Origin of the sequence: Psychromonas sp. L1A2 (assembly GCF_009828855.1) — a bacterium.
GTDB lineage: Bacteria > Pseudomonadota > Gammaproteobacteria > Enterobacterales > Psychromonadaceae > Psychromonas.
Window position 1 is genome coordinate 42100 of sequence record NZ_WUAG01000002.1, and the last position, 16747, is coordinate 58846.

13 protein-coding genes are annotated in these 16747 nt (G+C 38.0%); 2 read left to right on the forward strand and 11 right to left on the reverse strand.

Annotated elements, in window-relative coordinates; all coding sequences use genetic code 11:
* Positions 1 to 152: 152 nt before the first annotated feature.
* From GQR59_RS10660 to GQR59_RS10680, 5 genes are all read right to left on the reverse strand, one after another.
* Positions 153 to 410, reverse strand: a complete 258-nt coding sequence (locus GQR59_RS10660) for a hypothetical protein (RefSeq protein WP_160062614.1) — start codon at positions 408 to 410, stop codon at positions 153 to 155.
* A 337-nt stretch (positions 411 to 747) separates the two neighbouring features.
* Complete coding sequence (gene glyA / locus GQR59_RS10665; protein ID WP_160062616.1) at positions 748 to 2013, reverse strand: serine hydroxymethyltransferase; 1266 nt, start codon at positions 2011 to 2013, stop codon at positions 748 to 750.
* 230 nt (positions 2014 to 2243) lie between these two features.
* A complete protein-coding gene (locus GQR59_RS10670; RefSeq protein ID WP_160062618.1) occupies positions 2244 to 4547 on the reverse strand; it encodes an FdhF/YdeP family oxidoreductase in 2304 nt (767 codons plus the stop codon).
* A gap of 219 nt (positions 4548 to 4766) precedes the next feature.
* Positions 4767 to 5609 carry a formate dehydrogenase accessory sulfurtransferase FdhD gene (gene fdhD / locus GQR59_RS10675; RefSeq protein ID WP_160062620.1) on the reverse strand — a complete coding sequence of 281 codons (843 nt, stop codon included), beginning with the start codon at positions 5607 to 5609 and terminating at the stop codon, positions 4767 to 4769.
* A gap of 458 nt (positions 5610 to 6067) precedes the next feature.
* Positions 6068 to 6673, reverse strand: a complete 606-nt coding sequence (locus GQR59_RS10680) for a LysE family transporter (protein WP_160062622.1) — start codon at positions 6671 to 6673, stop codon at positions 6068 to 6070.
* A 190-nt stretch (positions 6674 to 6863) separates the two neighbouring features.
* Here GQR59_RS10680 and GQR59_RS10685 point away from each other — a divergent pair, with 190 nt between their 5' ends.
* The gene (locus GQR59_RS10685) at positions 6864 to 7763 is read left to right on the forward strand and encodes a LysR family transcriptional regulator (RefSeq protein WP_160062624.1); all 900 of its coding nucleotides are present in this window, start codon (positions 6864 to 6866) and stop codon (positions 7761 to 7763) included.
* Between the two features lie 132 nt (positions 7764 to 7895).
* On the forward strand, positions 7896 to 9575 hold the full coding sequence (gene ettA / locus GQR59_RS10690; protein WP_025563045.1) for an energy-dependent translational throttle protein EttA: 1680 nt from the start codon (positions 7896 to 7898) through the stop codon (positions 9573 to 9575).
* Positions 9576 to 9660: 85 nt separating this feature from the next.
* On the opposite strand, the gene GQR59_RS10695 is transcribed toward ettA, so the two are convergent.
* From GQR59_RS10695 to GQR59_RS10720, 6 genes are all read right to left on the reverse strand, one after another.
* Positions 9661 to 10299, reverse strand: coding sequence for a hypothetical protein (locus GQR59_RS10695; RefSeq protein WP_160062626.1), 639 nt, complete (start codon positions 10297 to 10299; stop codon positions 9661 to 9663).
* A gap of 249 nt (positions 10300 to 10548) precedes the next feature.
* A complete protein-coding gene (locus GQR59_RS10700; RefSeq protein WP_160062628.1) occupies positions 10549 to 11745 on the reverse strand; it encodes a cytochrome-c peroxidase in 1197 nt (398 codons plus the stop codon).
* 1 nt (position 11746) lies between these two features.
* Positions 11747 to 12655, reverse strand: a complete 909-nt coding sequence (locus tag GQR59_RS10705; protein WP_236546736.1) for a sterol desaturase family protein — start codon at positions 12653 to 12655, stop codon at positions 11747 to 11749.
* A complete protein-coding gene (locus tag GQR59_RS10710; RefSeq protein ID WP_160062632.1) occupies positions 12645 to 13646 on the reverse strand; it encodes a hypothetical protein in 1002 nt (333 codons plus the stop codon). The genes GQR59_RS10705 and GQR59_RS10710 overlap by 11 nt, the downstream gene beginning before the upstream one ends.
* Positions 13643 to 15076, reverse strand: a complete 1434-nt coding sequence (locus tag GQR59_RS10715; protein ID WP_236546737.1) for a di-heme oxidoredictase family protein — start codon at positions 15074 to 15076, stop codon at positions 13643 to 13645. Before GQR59_RS10715 ends, GQR59_RS10710 begins: the two co-directional genes overlap by 4 nt.
* A 142-nt stretch (positions 15077 to 15218) precedes the next feature.
* The gene (locus GQR59_RS10720) at positions 15219 to 16634 is read right to left on the reverse strand and encodes an imelysin family protein (protein ID WP_201288090.1); all 1416 of its coding nucleotides are present in this window, start codon (positions 16632 to 16634) and stop codon (positions 15219 to 15221) included.
* Positions 16635 to 16747 lie beyond the last annotated feature (113 nt).

Sequence of the window (16747 nt, forward strand, 5' to 3'; positions counted from 1 at the left end):
AAACGCACTATAAATTGTCAACAAATACTGTTCTCAGGATTGTTATGCTCTTCGTTAGGCAAGATTTGCTTAGAATCACTAAGTACACCTTACTAGCCCTGATCAAAACGTGCTAGATTGAACAAAATTCGAACGGCAAAGATCAACAGCCCCTAGTTTAACGACGTAACAAGTTGAGTTTCTTTTTCTTGATTCACTTTATGCTGACTGATCATTTCGTTTATAACTTGGTGTACATCTTCATTTTTACCTTCATAAAGGTATGACTGCTGTTCAGCAAATTTCGGTACATTATGCCCACCATGTCGACCGCCATGAAAAAAAGGAGCACATCCTGTTGTGACTAAAAGAACGATGGTTGCCATCAATAATGTTAGTTTTTTCATACCTTTTTGCATCGACTTTCTCATGAAGTACTCCAATAAATTTAATGCTATTGCTTAACATATAATAAGATTGTGCAAATAATGTGCAGAGATAAAAAATAACAACAATTATTTATTAGCGACTATATGTTTATTATCAAGTACGTATTTATTAACCAAGGACAGTGTTAACGACATTCTTAAATACACTCATACAGAAATAGAAATGCATTCAATCCTAAACACAGTTAAATGTAAGTAAAATAGAATGTAAATTGTAGGCAAAAAAAATCCGCACTTGTTAAACAAGCACGGATTTAAAATAGTGAATAAGTTTTTATAACAAGCTTAACTTATCCGACTATTGAGAGTCATTTAAGACTTAAGCGTAAACTGGGTGTTCACCACAGAATTTAGCAACTTTAACTTTAACGGCTTCAATTGTTGCAGCTAGTTTTTCTTCATCTTTAATCGCATCAAGCACGTCACAAATCCAAACAGCTAATTCAGCAGCATCGGCAGTGTTTGCACCACGACGAGTGAATGCTGGTGTACCGATACGTAAACCAGATGTAACAAATGGAGAACGTGGATCGTTTGGTACAGAATTCATGTTTACAGTGATGTGAGCAAGACCTAGTGCAGCATCAGCTTCTTTACCTGTGATGTCTTGAGCAATCAAGTCAACTAGGAAAAGGTGGTTTTCAGTCCCGTTAGATACGATTTTGTAACCGCGATCTTGGAATACTTTAACCATTGATTTAGCGTTGTCTAACACGTTTTGTTGATACACTTTAAACGCAGGTTCAGCACATTCTTTAAATGCTACCGCTTTAGCAGCGATAACGTGCATTAATGGACCACCTTGACCGCCTGGGAATACAGCTGAGTTTAATTTTTTCTCAAGTGCTGGATTCGCTTTAGCAAGGATAAGACCACCACGTGGGCCGCCTAATGTTTTATGCGTAGTTGTTGTTACAACGTCAGCAAATGGTACAGGGTTAGGGTAAAGACCCGCAGCCACAAGACCAGCAACGTGTGCCATGTCAACAAACAGGTAAGCACCTACTTTGTCAGCAATTTCACGGAATTTAGCCCAATCAACAATACCTGAGTATGCAGAGAAACCTGCAACAATCATTGTTGGTTTATGTTCAACGGCTAGACGCTCAACTTCAGCGTAATCTAAAACACCTGTATCTGGGTTGATACCGTATTGAACAGCATTGTACATTTTGCCAGAGAAGCTAACTGATGCGCCGTGCGTTAAGTGACCGCCGTGAGCAAGGCTCATACCTAAAACAGTATCGCCAGGTGCACATAATGCAGCGTAAACAGCACTGTTTGCTTGAGAACCTGCATGTGGTTGTACGTTTGCGTAGTCTGCACCAAATAAAGATTTAGCACGTTCAATTGCTAGAGACTCTGCAACGTCAACATATTCACAACCACCGTAGTAACGCTTGCCAGGGTAACCTTCAGCGTATTTGTTTGTTAATTGACTACCTTGTGCTTCCATAACACGTGGACTAGTGTAGTTTTCTGACGCAATAAGCTCGATGTGATCTTCTTGGCGTTGTACTTCATCAGTCATTGATTGCCATAATTCTGGATCGTAATCAGCAATATTCATATCTCGGTTAAACATGTGCATCTCCTGCTAGGAATTGTAAGTATAAGTCAATTTGATGTAGCGCATTTTACGCAATCTTTGTGCTATTGCATAGAGCAAATGATGTGAAATATATCTGAGATGAACGTGAAGAATAATAATGTGGGGCAATAAAAGAAACAGATGAATGATTCGTCTATATAAGAATCAATCATCCATTGCCTTTTTAATTGAAATACGACTTAAATTTAAGCTTTAAAAAGCCCTTATACAATACGTTCTGGTAAAGGATTTTTTGCTGCACAGATAACAATAGCAATCGATTTTGAATTAGGTGTAAAGGTAAAATCACCATAATTAGCCAGTGCCACTAATGGGTTTGCTTCAGGATAATAAGCAGCGGCATTACCACTAGGAATATCATAAGCAAGCATTGTAAAATTAGTGACTTCTCTGACCACTTCATCGCCCCATAATGCTTCGATATCGACTTTATCACCAGAGCTCAAACCTAGCGCCGTAATATCACTTTCATTCAATAGTATAATATTACGGTCACCGCTTAAGCCGCGATATCTATCTTTAAATCCATAAATCGTTGTATTGTACTGATCATGAGAGCGCAGTGTTTGTAACACAAAGATACGATTTTTAGTTAAGGCTCGTTGTGACGCTGACACAATTGAATCGGGTAAAGGTGAACTATGGAATTGTGCTTTTTGATCATTTGTATTCCATACTCGTTGCCCTGCAGCATTACCTAAATAAAAGCCTCCAGGTGCTTGCAAGCGTTGGTTCATATCAGAAAAACCTGGGATAGTTTGACTAATATAATCACGAATCAAATCATAATCTTTAACCGTGTCTAACCAATTAATAGGTGAACTTCCTAAGGTTGCTTGCGCAATACCAGCTATAATCACGGGCTCTGAACGCATTTGGCGAATATCACTTTTAATGACACCTTGAGAACTATGCACCATAGAGAATGAGTCTTCTACGGTGATTTTTTGAGACTTCCCTTGTTGCAAATCGATATCCGTACGCCCTAAACAAGGTAAAATTAATGCTGTTTTACCTGGGTATAAATGCGTTCGGTTTAGTTTAGTGGCGATATTAACCGTTAAATCACAGCGGCTCATAGCTTGACGCGTGATCTCTGTATCAGGCATTGCAGCCACAAAATTTCCGCCTAAACCAATAAACACTTTACTGTCACCTCTTAGCATTGCCTCCACAGCTTGAACGGCATTATGTCCGTGTTCTGCTGGCGGCGTAAAGTTAAAGGTTTTCTCTATGTTATCCAACAATACACTATTGGGTTGTTCATCAATTCCCATCGTGCGGTCACCCTGCACATTTGAGTGTCCTCGAACAGGGCATAAACCAGCGCCCTTTTTACCTATATTACCAAACAGTAATTGTAAGTTAGCCATTTCATTAATGGTTGGAACAGAATGTTTGTGTTGAGTAATCCCCATTGCCCAAGTGAAAATAACGCGTTTTGATTGTTGATAAACATCAGCCGCAGATTTTATCTGTTTTTTTGACAAACCTGACTGCGCAGTAATGTCAGACCAAGGTGTGGCATCCACTTGTGCTAAATAAGCTTTTAATCCACTCGTATGCTGCTCAATAAATTTAACATTAAAGACACGGTCACCATTTTCAAGTGCTTGGTTATGTCGTTTTAATAAAACTTTAACCATGCCACGTACGGCAGCCATATCGCCACCTAGATTGGGCGTGAAATATTGACTAGTTAATTTAGTTTCTCCACCTAGCACCATGTGAGCTGGCGATTGTGGATTGGCAAAGCGCTCTAAACCTCGCTCTTTTAAGGTATTAAAGGTGACAATATTCGCACCACGTTGTGCAGCATGACTTAATGTATGCAACATACGCGGATGGTTAGTCCCTGGGTTTTGACCAAACACAAAAATGGCATCGGCATGGTCGAAATCTTCCAGTGTTACTGTTCCTTTACCGACACCAATCGCTTGTTTCATAGCATAACCACTGGCTTCATGGCACATATTAGAACAATCTGGAAAATTGTTAGTACCAAATTTCCTAATCATTAATTGATATAAAAAAGCAGCTTCATTGCTAGCACGGCCAGAGGTGTAAAATTCAGCTTGGTTAGGATCGGTTAAACCATTTAAATGCTTGGCAATTAATGCAAAAGCATCATCCCAACTGATAGCGACATATTTGTCTGTCTCAGCTTGATAAACCATAGGATCAGATAGGCGACCTTGATCCTCTAAATAATAGTCACTTTGTTTACGTAATGCGGACACTGAATACTCAGCAAAGAATTCAGGTGTTAAACGACGTGATGTTGCTTCCCAGTTCACTGCTTTTGCACCGTTTTCACAAAATTTGAAACGATCTTTTTTGCTGTCTTCACCCCAAGCACAACCCGGGCAATCAAAACCATGGTCTTGATTGGTTTTCATTAGATTTAATATGTTTTTAGCTACGTTTTCGCTGTGTAGCAAATGTTTAGCTGTACTTGCGAGTGAACCCCATCCACCAGCTGCTGCAGTATATTTTTTAACCGTCATAATGCCTACCTATGAGTTGTAATGATGCTAATTGTTAAACTTTTCTTGTTGTACTTTTTATTGTTCTATTTTTTTTATTGCTGAATTTTTATTGCTAAATTCGTATTTACTCTTGTTATTAACACGACCACTTCTCTTAAAATGATTAAGGCTGTTGATGCTTTTATTCCTTTTAAGACTGTCGTTGACGTTACAATTCTATTGACTTCATCCGTTTTATTATTGTTTTTTTAAACGAAAATCACCGTGATAAACATTGCAAGCATGTTCGCTGACAAAGCCAATTAAAGTGATGTTGAACTGTTTTGCGACAGCAATTGCTAAACTAGACGGAGCCCCTATCGCAACGACCACCGGAATTTTCGCAGCAACGGCCTTTTGCATTAACTCAAAACTGATCCGCCCACTTAACACTAAAATGGATTGAGCGGAGAGTTCCCCACGAGTCAGTAAATCCCCAATAACTTTATCGACAGCGTTATGTCGCCCCACATCCTCTTTAGTTGATAAGCAGGTATTTAGTGTGAATATACCTGCACTATGCACGCCACCCGTCACTGTAAATAAAGATTGTTGATCTCTTAACTGCGATGAAAAAGTCAATAAAGTGGAAAGAGGCAACCAGTGTTGAGTTTCGTCGATAGCAATATTAAAAGTATGAGCTAACTTTTTAACATTACTGGTGCCGCAGATACCACAGCCAGAATGACTAATAAAATGACGGGTCAATGTTTTCCAGTCAACAGTCACATTATCAGCTAAAAAGACATCACACTGATTATGCTCAATAGTCTCGATGGATTGGATTTGTTCGATACGCTCAATAACGGCATGAGAAAGTAATAAACCAGTCACTAATAAAGCATCTTCACCTGGTGTTCTCATGGTAACCATTAAAGGTTTTTCAAGGACTTCTCCGGTTTTTTGGCAAGTCCAATGTAATACAATATTGAGAGGTTCTTCACTGATAACTATGTCTTCACTCAACCGCACATCAACAGTCCCTTCCGGCGTTAATCGATAGCGTTGACGATTAACATACTGATATGATTTTGAACTCATTAACCACCCTACGTAAGGTTATTCTTTTAAACAAATGACTCAGGCTGATATTCAAATTAAGAAGTCTTAACTGTTTTCTATTAATGAATAACGGATCACTTAGCGGAGATCAGCTTTATATCACATTTATCACAATAATTTTAGATAAATGTCTTAGGATTATGGTCAATTTTTTGTCTTCTTTAATTTTCCGCCTCATCTTGTTAGCCAATTCATTAGCTTTTTTGGCGAATGAATTCACTTATCGAAGTCTGAATGCTCACCAGAATAATTCATAAATACATCATCACCCCACTCTGCATTTATTCATAAACTCGTCTATTTCAATATATAAAAATCATTTCATTGGCGTATTTATTTGCAACCTAAATCAATAATCAAATCACATGACTAATGATTTAGTTTAAAGACACAAACCTTGATCAATAAATATCCTTTCCCATTAATCGATAGAAAATTTACATCGCAATTGAGATAGCAATACCAATAAAAATGATACCAAACATAAAGTTTATATTGCGCATCGTCTGCACCTCTGAAAAAAAGCTTTTAAAAGAGCTAGCCCCAAGACTATAAAGGAACATAACGATTGTATCGATCAGGACGACTATACTGCCCAGTAACAAATATTGAGTAGCAGCTTGTGAATTTTCATTAACGAATTGTGGTAGAAATGCAGTCAAAAAAATGATTGATTTAGGATTTGTTAAATTGACTATAAACCCTTGACGCATCAACACCTGCTTACTTTTTTTAGCTTCATCAACAATAAAAAAATCCTTAGATTTAAGACTACCCATTATTTTATCGACTCCAAGATAGGCGAGATAAGCAATGCCTAGATATTTAATAGCACTGTAAAGTAGTGGTGATTGTGAAACCAACATTCCAATACCAAGATAAATAAAAAACAAGTGCACGACTAGAGCCGCCTGTAATCCTAAAACACCAAAACTTGCACCTTTCAACCCGTTCACTATGACATTATTGATAGACACTACGGCACCACTCCCAGGAGAAATACTAAAGAAAATGCAAGCAACAATGAATCCTATAAAGTCCATAATTTTCTCCTCAAAGAATGTTTATATTTTTATCTAATTTGGCTCTTTCTATGACACGTTTGTCTCGCTGCATTGTTCTTATATCCTTAATTAGCACTATTAGTAACGTTTTGATGTTTAACTATTAATATCACTATGTGGTATGTTTTGAGTATTCATCATTGCTAAATTGGCAATAAGGAAAAACTTAATGCTTTCTTCATTGGATTTACATTTTTTTTATGCTGTTGCCACAAGCAATAGTTTGTCAGCTGCTGCTAAGAAATTAAACGTGACACCGCCGACCGTGACTCAAAGACTGCAAACCTTAGAGGCAAAACTTTCATTAAAACTCGTCGAGAGAGACTTTCGACGTTCAAAATTAACAACAAGTGGTAAAAAGTTGGCGAGTCGATGTAAGTTAATACTGGATGAAATTGACTTATTAACAGACGAATTAAAGGAAGACCAAACATCCCTTGCAGGTAAGCTAACGGTACTTGCACCTCTTGGTTTTGGTGAAAAGTATATTGCATCGATCATTGGTGACTTTTCTATTAAATACCCTAACCTTAAAATAAAGTTACTACTGTCTGATCATCCAGATAAAGCATCGTCACCGGAAGCGGATATTATTATTTATATTGGAGAGTTGAAAGACTCATCTATGAGAAGAGTTGTGTTAGCGAAGAATCGGCGTCTTGTATGTGCCTCCCCATCTTATTTAGAAAGCACTAATAAAATTGAAAGCCCTGAATTATTAAGTAACCATAAATGCATCGCATTAGTAGAAAATAACGAAGACACCATGCAATGGTCATTCAAACATAAAACCAGCGGTAACATTTCTAATATTCGTATAAAACCAAGTTTAGTATGCAACGTTGCTGATGCAGTTAAACTTTGGGCATTGAAAGATTTAGGTATTATTCACCGTTCTGAGTGGGATGTAAGACAAGAGATTGAAAGTGGCAGGTTACAAGAGATTCTTACTGATTATAAACTGCCAGACGCTGATGTTGTTGCTCTCCTAAATGATTCAGAGAAAGATCGACCTCGACGAGTTAATATGTTTATAAATTATTTAAAATCGTCATTGAAGGAGCTGTAATAAAATGATTGCTTGATCATTAATCTACTTTTATAACTTTTGATTACCTAAGCTATTCCCGTCTGTTGCTTGTTGATTGGTAGATACTCTACAATAGCTAACAATTATTTTATTCATTATAAAGGATTCCCCATGGCTCAAGCATTGCCTGATAAGTTCATTTATTCTATGTCACGCGTTTCTAAGGTCGTTCCACCTAAACGTACGATTTTAAAAGATATTTCATTAAGTTTTTTCCCTGGCGCTAAAATCGGCGTATTAGGTTTAAATGGTTCAGGTAAATCAACTTTATTACGTATTATGGCTGGCATCGATCAAGAGTTTGAAGGTGAAGCTCGCGCATTAAACGGCACTAAAATCGGTTACCTTGCACAAGAACCTGTATTAGATCTTGAAAAAAATGTACGTGAAGTGGTTGAAGAAGCAGTATTTGAAGTTAAATCTGCACTAACAGAACTCGATGCCGTTTACGCAGCTTATGCTGAGGAAGATGCAGACTTTGATGCCTTAGCAAAACGCCAAGGACAACTTGAAGATATTATTCAAGCACATGACGGACATAATCTTGATAATCAATTAGAACGTGCTGCCGATGCACTACGTTTACCAGCTTGGGATCAACCGATTAAAGTACTGTCTGGTGGTGAACGTCGACGTGTTGCGTTATGTCGTTTATTACTTGAAAAACCAGACATGTTATTACTAGACGAACCAACCAATCACTTGGATGCGGAATCTGTTGCTTGGTTAGAACGTTTCTTACATGATTATGAAGGAACTGTTGTGGCCATTACCCATGACCGTTACTTCCTTGATAATGTAGCAGGTTGGATTTTAGAGTTAGACCGTGGTTACGGCATTCCATGGGAAGGTAACTACTCGTCTTGGTTAGAGCAAAAAGATGAGCGTTTAAAACAAGAAGCAGGACAAGAGAAAGCACGTCAACGCCAAATTGAACAAGAACTTGAATGGGTTCGTTCAAACGCGAAAGGACGTCAGTCTAAAAGCAAAGCTCGTTTATCTCGTTTTGAAGAGCTTAATAATCAAGATTTCCAAAAACGTAATGAAACCAATGAGCTATTTATTCCAACAGGCCAACGTTTAGGTGATCAAGTTATCGATGTTAATAACTTAACTAAATCATTTGATGGCCGCGTGTTAATTGATGACTTAAGTTTCAGTATTCCTAAAGGTGCGATCGTTGGTATTATTGGTGCCAATGGTGCGGGTAAATCTACGTTATTTAAAATGTTAGACGGCACTGAAAAACCTGACTCTGGTGAAATCATTGTGGGTGAATCAGTACAAATGGCGAGTGTTGATCAGTTCCGTGATCACATGAATGATAAATTAAGTGTTTTTGAAGAAGTCTCTGGCGGCAGCGATATTATTCAAGTGGGTAATATTGAAATACCAAGCCGTGCTTATTTAGGTCGTTTTAACTTTAAAGGTTCTGACCAATCTAAAATCGTAGGTGATTTATCAGGTGGTGAGCGCGGACGTTTACATTTGGCTAAACTGCTTAAATCTGGTGGCAACTTATTGTTACTCGATGAGCCAACCAATGATTTAGATATCGAAACATTACGTGCACTTGAAGATGCCCTGCTTGGTTTTGCTGGTTGCGCCATGGTTATTTCGCATGACCGTTGGTTCTTAGACCGTATTGCAACGCACATCATTGATTACCGCGATGAAGGTAAGGTTAACTTTTATGAAGGTAACTACAGTGATTATGAAGCATGGATGAAGAAAACATACGGTGCAGCTGCTGTTGAGCCAACACGTATTAAATACAAACGTATTAGTTAATAGAATAATAGATTAATAGATTAATAAAGCAGAAAACAAAAAACCATTCAAATTGAATGGTTTTTTTATGTTCTGACTTTCTAATCTAGCTGTTAGATAAGTTTCTTTTACGGCGATTAATAGCAAATAATCCAAGGATCGCTACTGCAAATATCCCCAATGATGCAGGCGCTGGAACTGAGATTGGATTTGAAACAGAAATATTATTAACTACCAATTTTGATTTGACAGTATTGTCATTAACATTGAATACCCCTAGGGTATAAGTTAACAAACCAGACTCTGTTGCAGTCCAAGAAAAGTTGCCTGTTGTCCAATCTGCTGTCGACGTATCAGCAAGCCAATTTAGATCACCTAAGTTCAAGTTAACAAAGGCAAAATCATTAAAAATTGAATTTGAATTTTCATCGCTATACCACAGCCAATCAAATGAAAAAACTGAGCCAGTATCCACGGTAACGGTATTTTGATAAGCAGATCCAGAGTTTACGTTACCCGTTGAAATGTTATCAAAAGCACTCTTATCTGTACCAGTAAAAGCGGCAACTTTGCTATCACTTTTACCGCCATTTGAATATATAAATAAACTATCGTTATATTGTGTAACAGTACCAATGGCATAAGAGCTAGATACTTGCTGCCCAATTGTATTATGACTAATGACAGTTGCTTGTGTAGCCATTGAAAATAACAATGGCATTATAATTGAGATGATTTTTCTCATTAACTTTATTCCTTTAATATTTAACTGGGCAAAAACTACCCACAAAGAAATAAAAAGCCAAAATCATAATAAATTGAAATTAAAGAGATTAATTAAATTTTTAAAAGTAAAAAAGGAAAAATGTTAAATAAACCGACAGTTCAAGAAAATAGAGAGCAACTACTATACATATAGTGATTTTATAATAGCTGCTCTGTTGGGTTTACAACAGAAAGCGACTGAGATTAACCAGTAAAGAGGGCTGGATAATTAGTGAATCGCCTTCTTCTTATTTTCAAGCTTGTCTTTTTCGAATTTTTCTTGTGCTTCTAATAACGGCTCATAACGTTTATCTGTCAAGATTTTCATGAAAGCAACTAAGGCGTCGATTTTACGATCGGATAATGCATGTGCGGTAAGATCTTCTTTGTCTACTGTAGTAGGCACTTCTGGCGCTCGCCAAGGTTTACCTGTTTCAGGGTTAATAGAGCGTTCAACATTATTATAATGGTCATAGAATTCCATCACGGTACGCAATTCTTTAAACACACCATTATGCATATAAGGTCCAGTAACCGCGACGTTACGTAATGATGGGTTCTTAAATTTACCATCATATTTTGGGTCGTCTACTGCTGGATTTTCTAATAAACCATGGTCAATAAAATCAGCTTTTAAATGCCCTAAACTTATTAAATCGATGCTAGCAGGTACTCCAATATTACGATATTGATGGTTAGTAAAAGGTTCTTTTTTACTGTCTTCTGTTTTCAATAAATGGCAACTATTACAATTCACATTGTTATTTGAGAAAAATAAGGTACGGCCTAGATCTTCTAATACCGTTAGATCATATTCTCCTTTTAAAAAACGATCATATTTACTATCGTAAGTCGCAAACTGATCAGTATTTTCAAATGCTTGTAATGCATTAGCAAATCCTTGAAAAGCCGGTAATATTACACCTTTAGATGATGGTTCAAAAACGTTATCACCATATAAACGTTTGAATGTAGACACGTAAAAAGGGTTTTCTTTAATACGTTCAACTAATGTTTCAGCATTAGGCAATCCCATTTCTACTGGGTTTAATGGTGGTCCCATGGCTTGATCTGCTAATGTATTGGCACGACCATCCCAGAATTGTCCTCCCACATATTCTTTTAAAACCTCATCAAAATGAAACGACGGTGAGGTATTTGAATAGGCTGCCATCGGCGTATTACGCGAGCCTAGTGATGCGTTATCATCGCCTAGTGACACGATGCTTTTTGATGCATTTTCACGATGATCAGTAAATCCTTTTGCTGGTTCATGGCACGTAGCGCAAGACATCGTTCGGTTAGTAGAAAAGGCCGTATCTAAAAACAATATCTGTCCTAATTCTGCTTCAGTGAGTTGATTGGCAGCATTCGCTGCGTTGCTACAAGTGACTAATACTAATAAACAATAAAATAGTTTTTTCATTTTAATTCCGTCTAATACTTCTATAAATATCAAAAAATGGCTGAATAATAATTTTTACAATGCCATCAAATTTTTCCCTTTTACCTCGCCCTAAACCAAACTTTTGATCTAAAGGCACGTCTTTTGATAACCTTAATGTTCCAAATACCCAGTCCCATAGGGCTAATACACTACCTAAGTTTTTGTGAATATTTTTCTGTTGATGATGAACTTGATGTTGTGCTGGCGATATTAATAAACGCTCTAACCAACGCCCATAACTTAAGCGAATATGGCTGTGTCTCAAGTTACCAGTAAAAGAAAATAGAATGACAACAAAGGCATTCCCACCTAATACCGAATAAAGATTAAGTCGCGCGCCAAAACAAAAAACAAAGATCCCCGTTACCACACCAGCAACCAATGCATTACGTAATGCAAACAGCATAATTTCTACGGGATGCAAACGATAAAAGGTCAATGGGTTCAATGATTCAGCACTATGATGCACCTGATGAAACTTCCATAACCAACGATTAGTATGCAGCCAACGATGTAACCAATAGCGGCTAAAATCTCCGAGTACAAATAAACTTAAGGTATACGCCACAATAATATCGCGATAATACCAAGACAAAAATAAAGGTTCCGATATTGAATTCAACCAATTCAATATCCATAGGGCAACGGTGTTCGCTGACAAGAGAACAGGCACAATAAATAATGCTTTGAATACCCAGTTGAATACAAAATAACGGTAATCTAATTTTGAGTCAGCATTAAACCAATAAGCCTTTAACGTGGGTGCTGAAATAGCTCCCACTTTAAAGACGTACCATATTATCGCAATGACAGCGCTAACAATCAGGTAACCCCAGAATATGCGGTTACTGCCATTCATTAATAACGCTAAGGGTGTATCAATCGCCATCTGCATCAATTAAATTCGCCGATACGCCAATTTGACTCACTAAGTGTCTGTAAAAGGCTTTTTGAACATCTAACAATCCTTGAAATATTGGGATCATGTCATTTAAATTAAAGTTATGATCAACAGGTGTATTTTTATAAGCTTCCAATGAAGACGCTAATGCCACTTGCACTGCATGAATACCTTCTTTACCGTGCTTTTCATAAGCAATAGTTGCTACATTCGGTTGTTGATCTTCACCTAAAAGTTGTTTATTGGTTTCTAAAACACCACCGATAAATGCCCAAGATGCTTCACTGTATGGGTATTGTTGATGCTCAGGTTTAGTCTCACCAAGATTTGCTTTTGTTAATCCACTCACTTGTGCAATACGCCAATCTCGTGTTTTATAAATATGTTCAATCTCAGCATTCACGACTAATGACAGCCCTCTGTCCACATCGAAAAGAAACGCATCACGATTGGCTTTATAACCATCACTAATCTGTGTAAATCGTTTACAAACGTTTGCAACCATCACTTCTGCAAACTCTTTTCTACGTTCAGACCATTCTCCGCTAAACATTACAGAGTCAATCGCCCCCATGGTTTTATAAGAATTTTTATACAATGCGGTTGATGGTTTTGAATCACGAGCGACTAAGCGCTCAATGCTTTCATGAATATCTTCATTGCCACTATGGAAGTAATCGACCATTAATGGATAGTCCATCGCATTCATATCATAATCACCAAGAATGTAACTTGCTTGGACTCGTCCCCAGCCTTCAGCAAGTTGTACAAATGCTCGGTGACGCACATCACTTGATTTGCTATCTAAAGACGTTTGCAAATCTGTACAATATTGCACTGCGTTATCTGCATTATGTTGAATCACATGGTCATAGATAGAAGCATAAGGGTCTTTTTCCTGTGCATTACTCAGCTGTGCATGACTAACCAAAGGTACGCTAAGTAAACAAATAGCAGACAGGGGGGTAAAAATTTTCATAATTGCTCCAGAAAGTGTAACAAGGCCAAACGCTCAGTTTGGTTTAGTTTAATAAATTTTGATTTAGCTGTTTCAGCTTCTCCACCGTGCCAAAGAATCGCTTCTTCCGGTGTTTTAGCTCTCGCATCATGTAAGAAACGATGTTGTGCACGAACACGTGCTCCTACACCCCATAAAGGCGCAGTACGAAATTCTCGTTCAGTTGCGAGAAACTCTGGACGTCCGTCTTGTAGTGCTTCCCCCATATCGTGCAACAATAAATCAGAATAAGGGTGGAATTCAACTCCTTTAGTCGTCGTTAATGTTGAGCGATGACAACCGCCACAACCAACTTCTTCAAATAATGCTTTCCCTTGACGCGCAGTGGTATCTAACGCAACAGATTGAGGTGCTTTATGATCGCGAATAAAAGAAGCAATGGCTTGTAAACGCAACATAGGTAAATCTAAACTACCCAATCTTGTTTCATCGCCTCGAGGTGCAACCAAACAATCTGCTTGTGCTGGTTGGCAAAGTTCTTCAGGGAAAAAAGGATTGGTTAGACCCAAATCATGCGCAGCGGCATTGGCCGTTTGCCCTACAATATTCGGTGCACTGGCTTTCCAATTCATACGCCCTAATATTTTTTCAGCTCCTGGTGCGTTTAACCAATTTGCACGGCCACTAATGCCATCTTTGTTCGCATCAAGTGGGTCTTCCCATGCAAGTATTTGTTCATTTGAAACTTGTTCTATTAATCTTAAACCTGCTAATGTCGGTGGTTGTCTTAGTGCAATCACCGTTTCTTTTGCTAGCGGTCCGTAGGCTAATTTATCTAAATACGGAATGAAAGAAGTTAATGTCAATGCTTGACCGTCAGGGTAGCTAAAAGGATGAGATTCAGTCTTTAATCTTGCTTGCGCTTCTGGTTTTACCTTACCGTTGCCTCTGATTGACACTTGAGCACCGTAAACGGGATCAGGCACACTATCGTTCATTGGCGTATCAAGGTTATTCACTAACCAACGGGATGCGTGTTTGCTCGGCTGTGTTAACTTAAATACTAAACTGCGTAATGGTTGATTTTCATCACTAATGGTTGGCGCACTGCCGTTATTGACATGGCAACTCACACAGGTATTCGAACTGAAATGTGGACCTAGCCCATCACGTGCAGTTGTTGCACTGGGTGCTTCTACCCATGGGATAGTAAAAAAAGAACGGCCAAGAATATACTGATCAAATTCTGTATCGTTCATCTTGATCTGATGAGAAAATGGCTTACTGACGCCTGCATTAATAAATTCATCCGCATTAATATTGCTAGCAGTCTTGCTTGTCGTATTATTTGTACTGACGTTCGTTTCACTATGAACAATGTGACTCGATACAAGAAACAAAAAAATGCCTTTGAGTGTATTTTTTACTGTCTTATTAAAATTGATTTTCATACTTCACTTTCAAAATAAATTACACCTACAGGTAACGAGAAACGCCACCAACCGATTCCGGGTAGTGGCGTTTAAACTAATAACTTTACTGTATGTTATTTATTGCAATAACATTGAGGACAGTATCATCAGTTAGATCGTTTTAAAGTTGTGTTTCTTCAGCGTCAGTAACATCATTAGTGGTTAATGAAATTCCGTACGCTTTAGACACAGTCACCATTTGGTCACCTAGGCGACGTAATTGGTTTTTAAGCGTTACAATGTTTTGTACACTTTCTTCGTTTTCTGGACGAATCTGGTAATCAAAATGCATTGATGTTGTTGCTAATGTGTTGATGGTAGCAATACGCGTTTCAATATCAGCCATTAATGTAGCAATTTCTGCTTGCTCTTCAGTTGATAAGTTATCAATGAAAGCTGGACCTACTTTTTTGCCTTTGTATTCACCTAGTAATACGTTCTTAATGCCTTGATAGTTCAATGCAATATCACGATGCGTATTATCAGAGAAACATGAATGCTCATCTTCTTCGCTTGGCGTTAATACTGCAACAGCAATACGTTCGTTAGCTAGTTCTGATTTAGAGAATACACCAACACCTGCAAAGATTTGTTTTAACGCAGTAGATAGTTCGATATTTTTAGACGCTTGATCACCTGTTAATTGATCTAATAAAGCGGCACGGTAAAGACCTTTATCACCACTTACTTTATCTTCCCAAGCACTTGCTACAACTGATAAATCATCAACCATTTTTTCTGCAACAGAACCAAGGTAAGCAAGGCGACGTTCAGCTAGTTTATCTATTGTGAAATCAGTTAATGGGCGTTGACCGGCAGTCATTGCACCATTGCTGATAGTATCTTCAATCATGTTGTTGTAATCTTGATCTTGACCCCAAAGCATGAATTCAATGGCATGGTAACCAGCTGCTACGTTTGCATCGCCACCGTTAGTATTTAATTCACCTAATACTTCAGCTGAGAGTGTTGTTACGTCAACAGCTGTTACGTCTTCACCGCCTGGTGTAAACATTCCAACAGTATCAATAATGTTACCGCTAGTGCGTTCATTGTTAGCGTCAACAGTGTAATCGATCATGTTTTCATCTAAAGGCCATGAGTTAAGCTCACCCTCTACACCACCGTAAGTTTCAGCTACCCAACCATCTTCAGCGTCGATAGGACCATTTGAAAGACGGAAAATTTCTGTTGTACCGTAACTTTCACGAGACACTAACCAAGCATCTTTAGCTGCTTGTAGTGTTGCCTCTGTCGGTGCTTTTACAAAAGCACTAATTGCTGTTTGTAATGTTTTTGCATCTTTCACAGCATCTGAGTAGTTAGCTGAGGCAATATTTGCGTAAGTTGATAATGTCGCTAGCTTATCACTCTGAGATAGACCCGTTACTGCTTCAGTCTTCGCTACCACTTCTGTTGCGACAGCTTCAACTGCTGGCACTTCAGTTTGCGATACTGCTGGTTTTTCTGATTCTGCGTTACAAGCTGAAACTAATAAGGCACCCGCGATCATCGTGCTTAACATTGTCTTTTTCACTTTTATACTCCTGGATGTACATTAAAAACGTTAGTGAGTTTTATCGTTATCAATAAAACTCATTGTGTTAATTGCTTCCTGCAACTGTGTAAATTGTGTTCTGCAATTTGTGT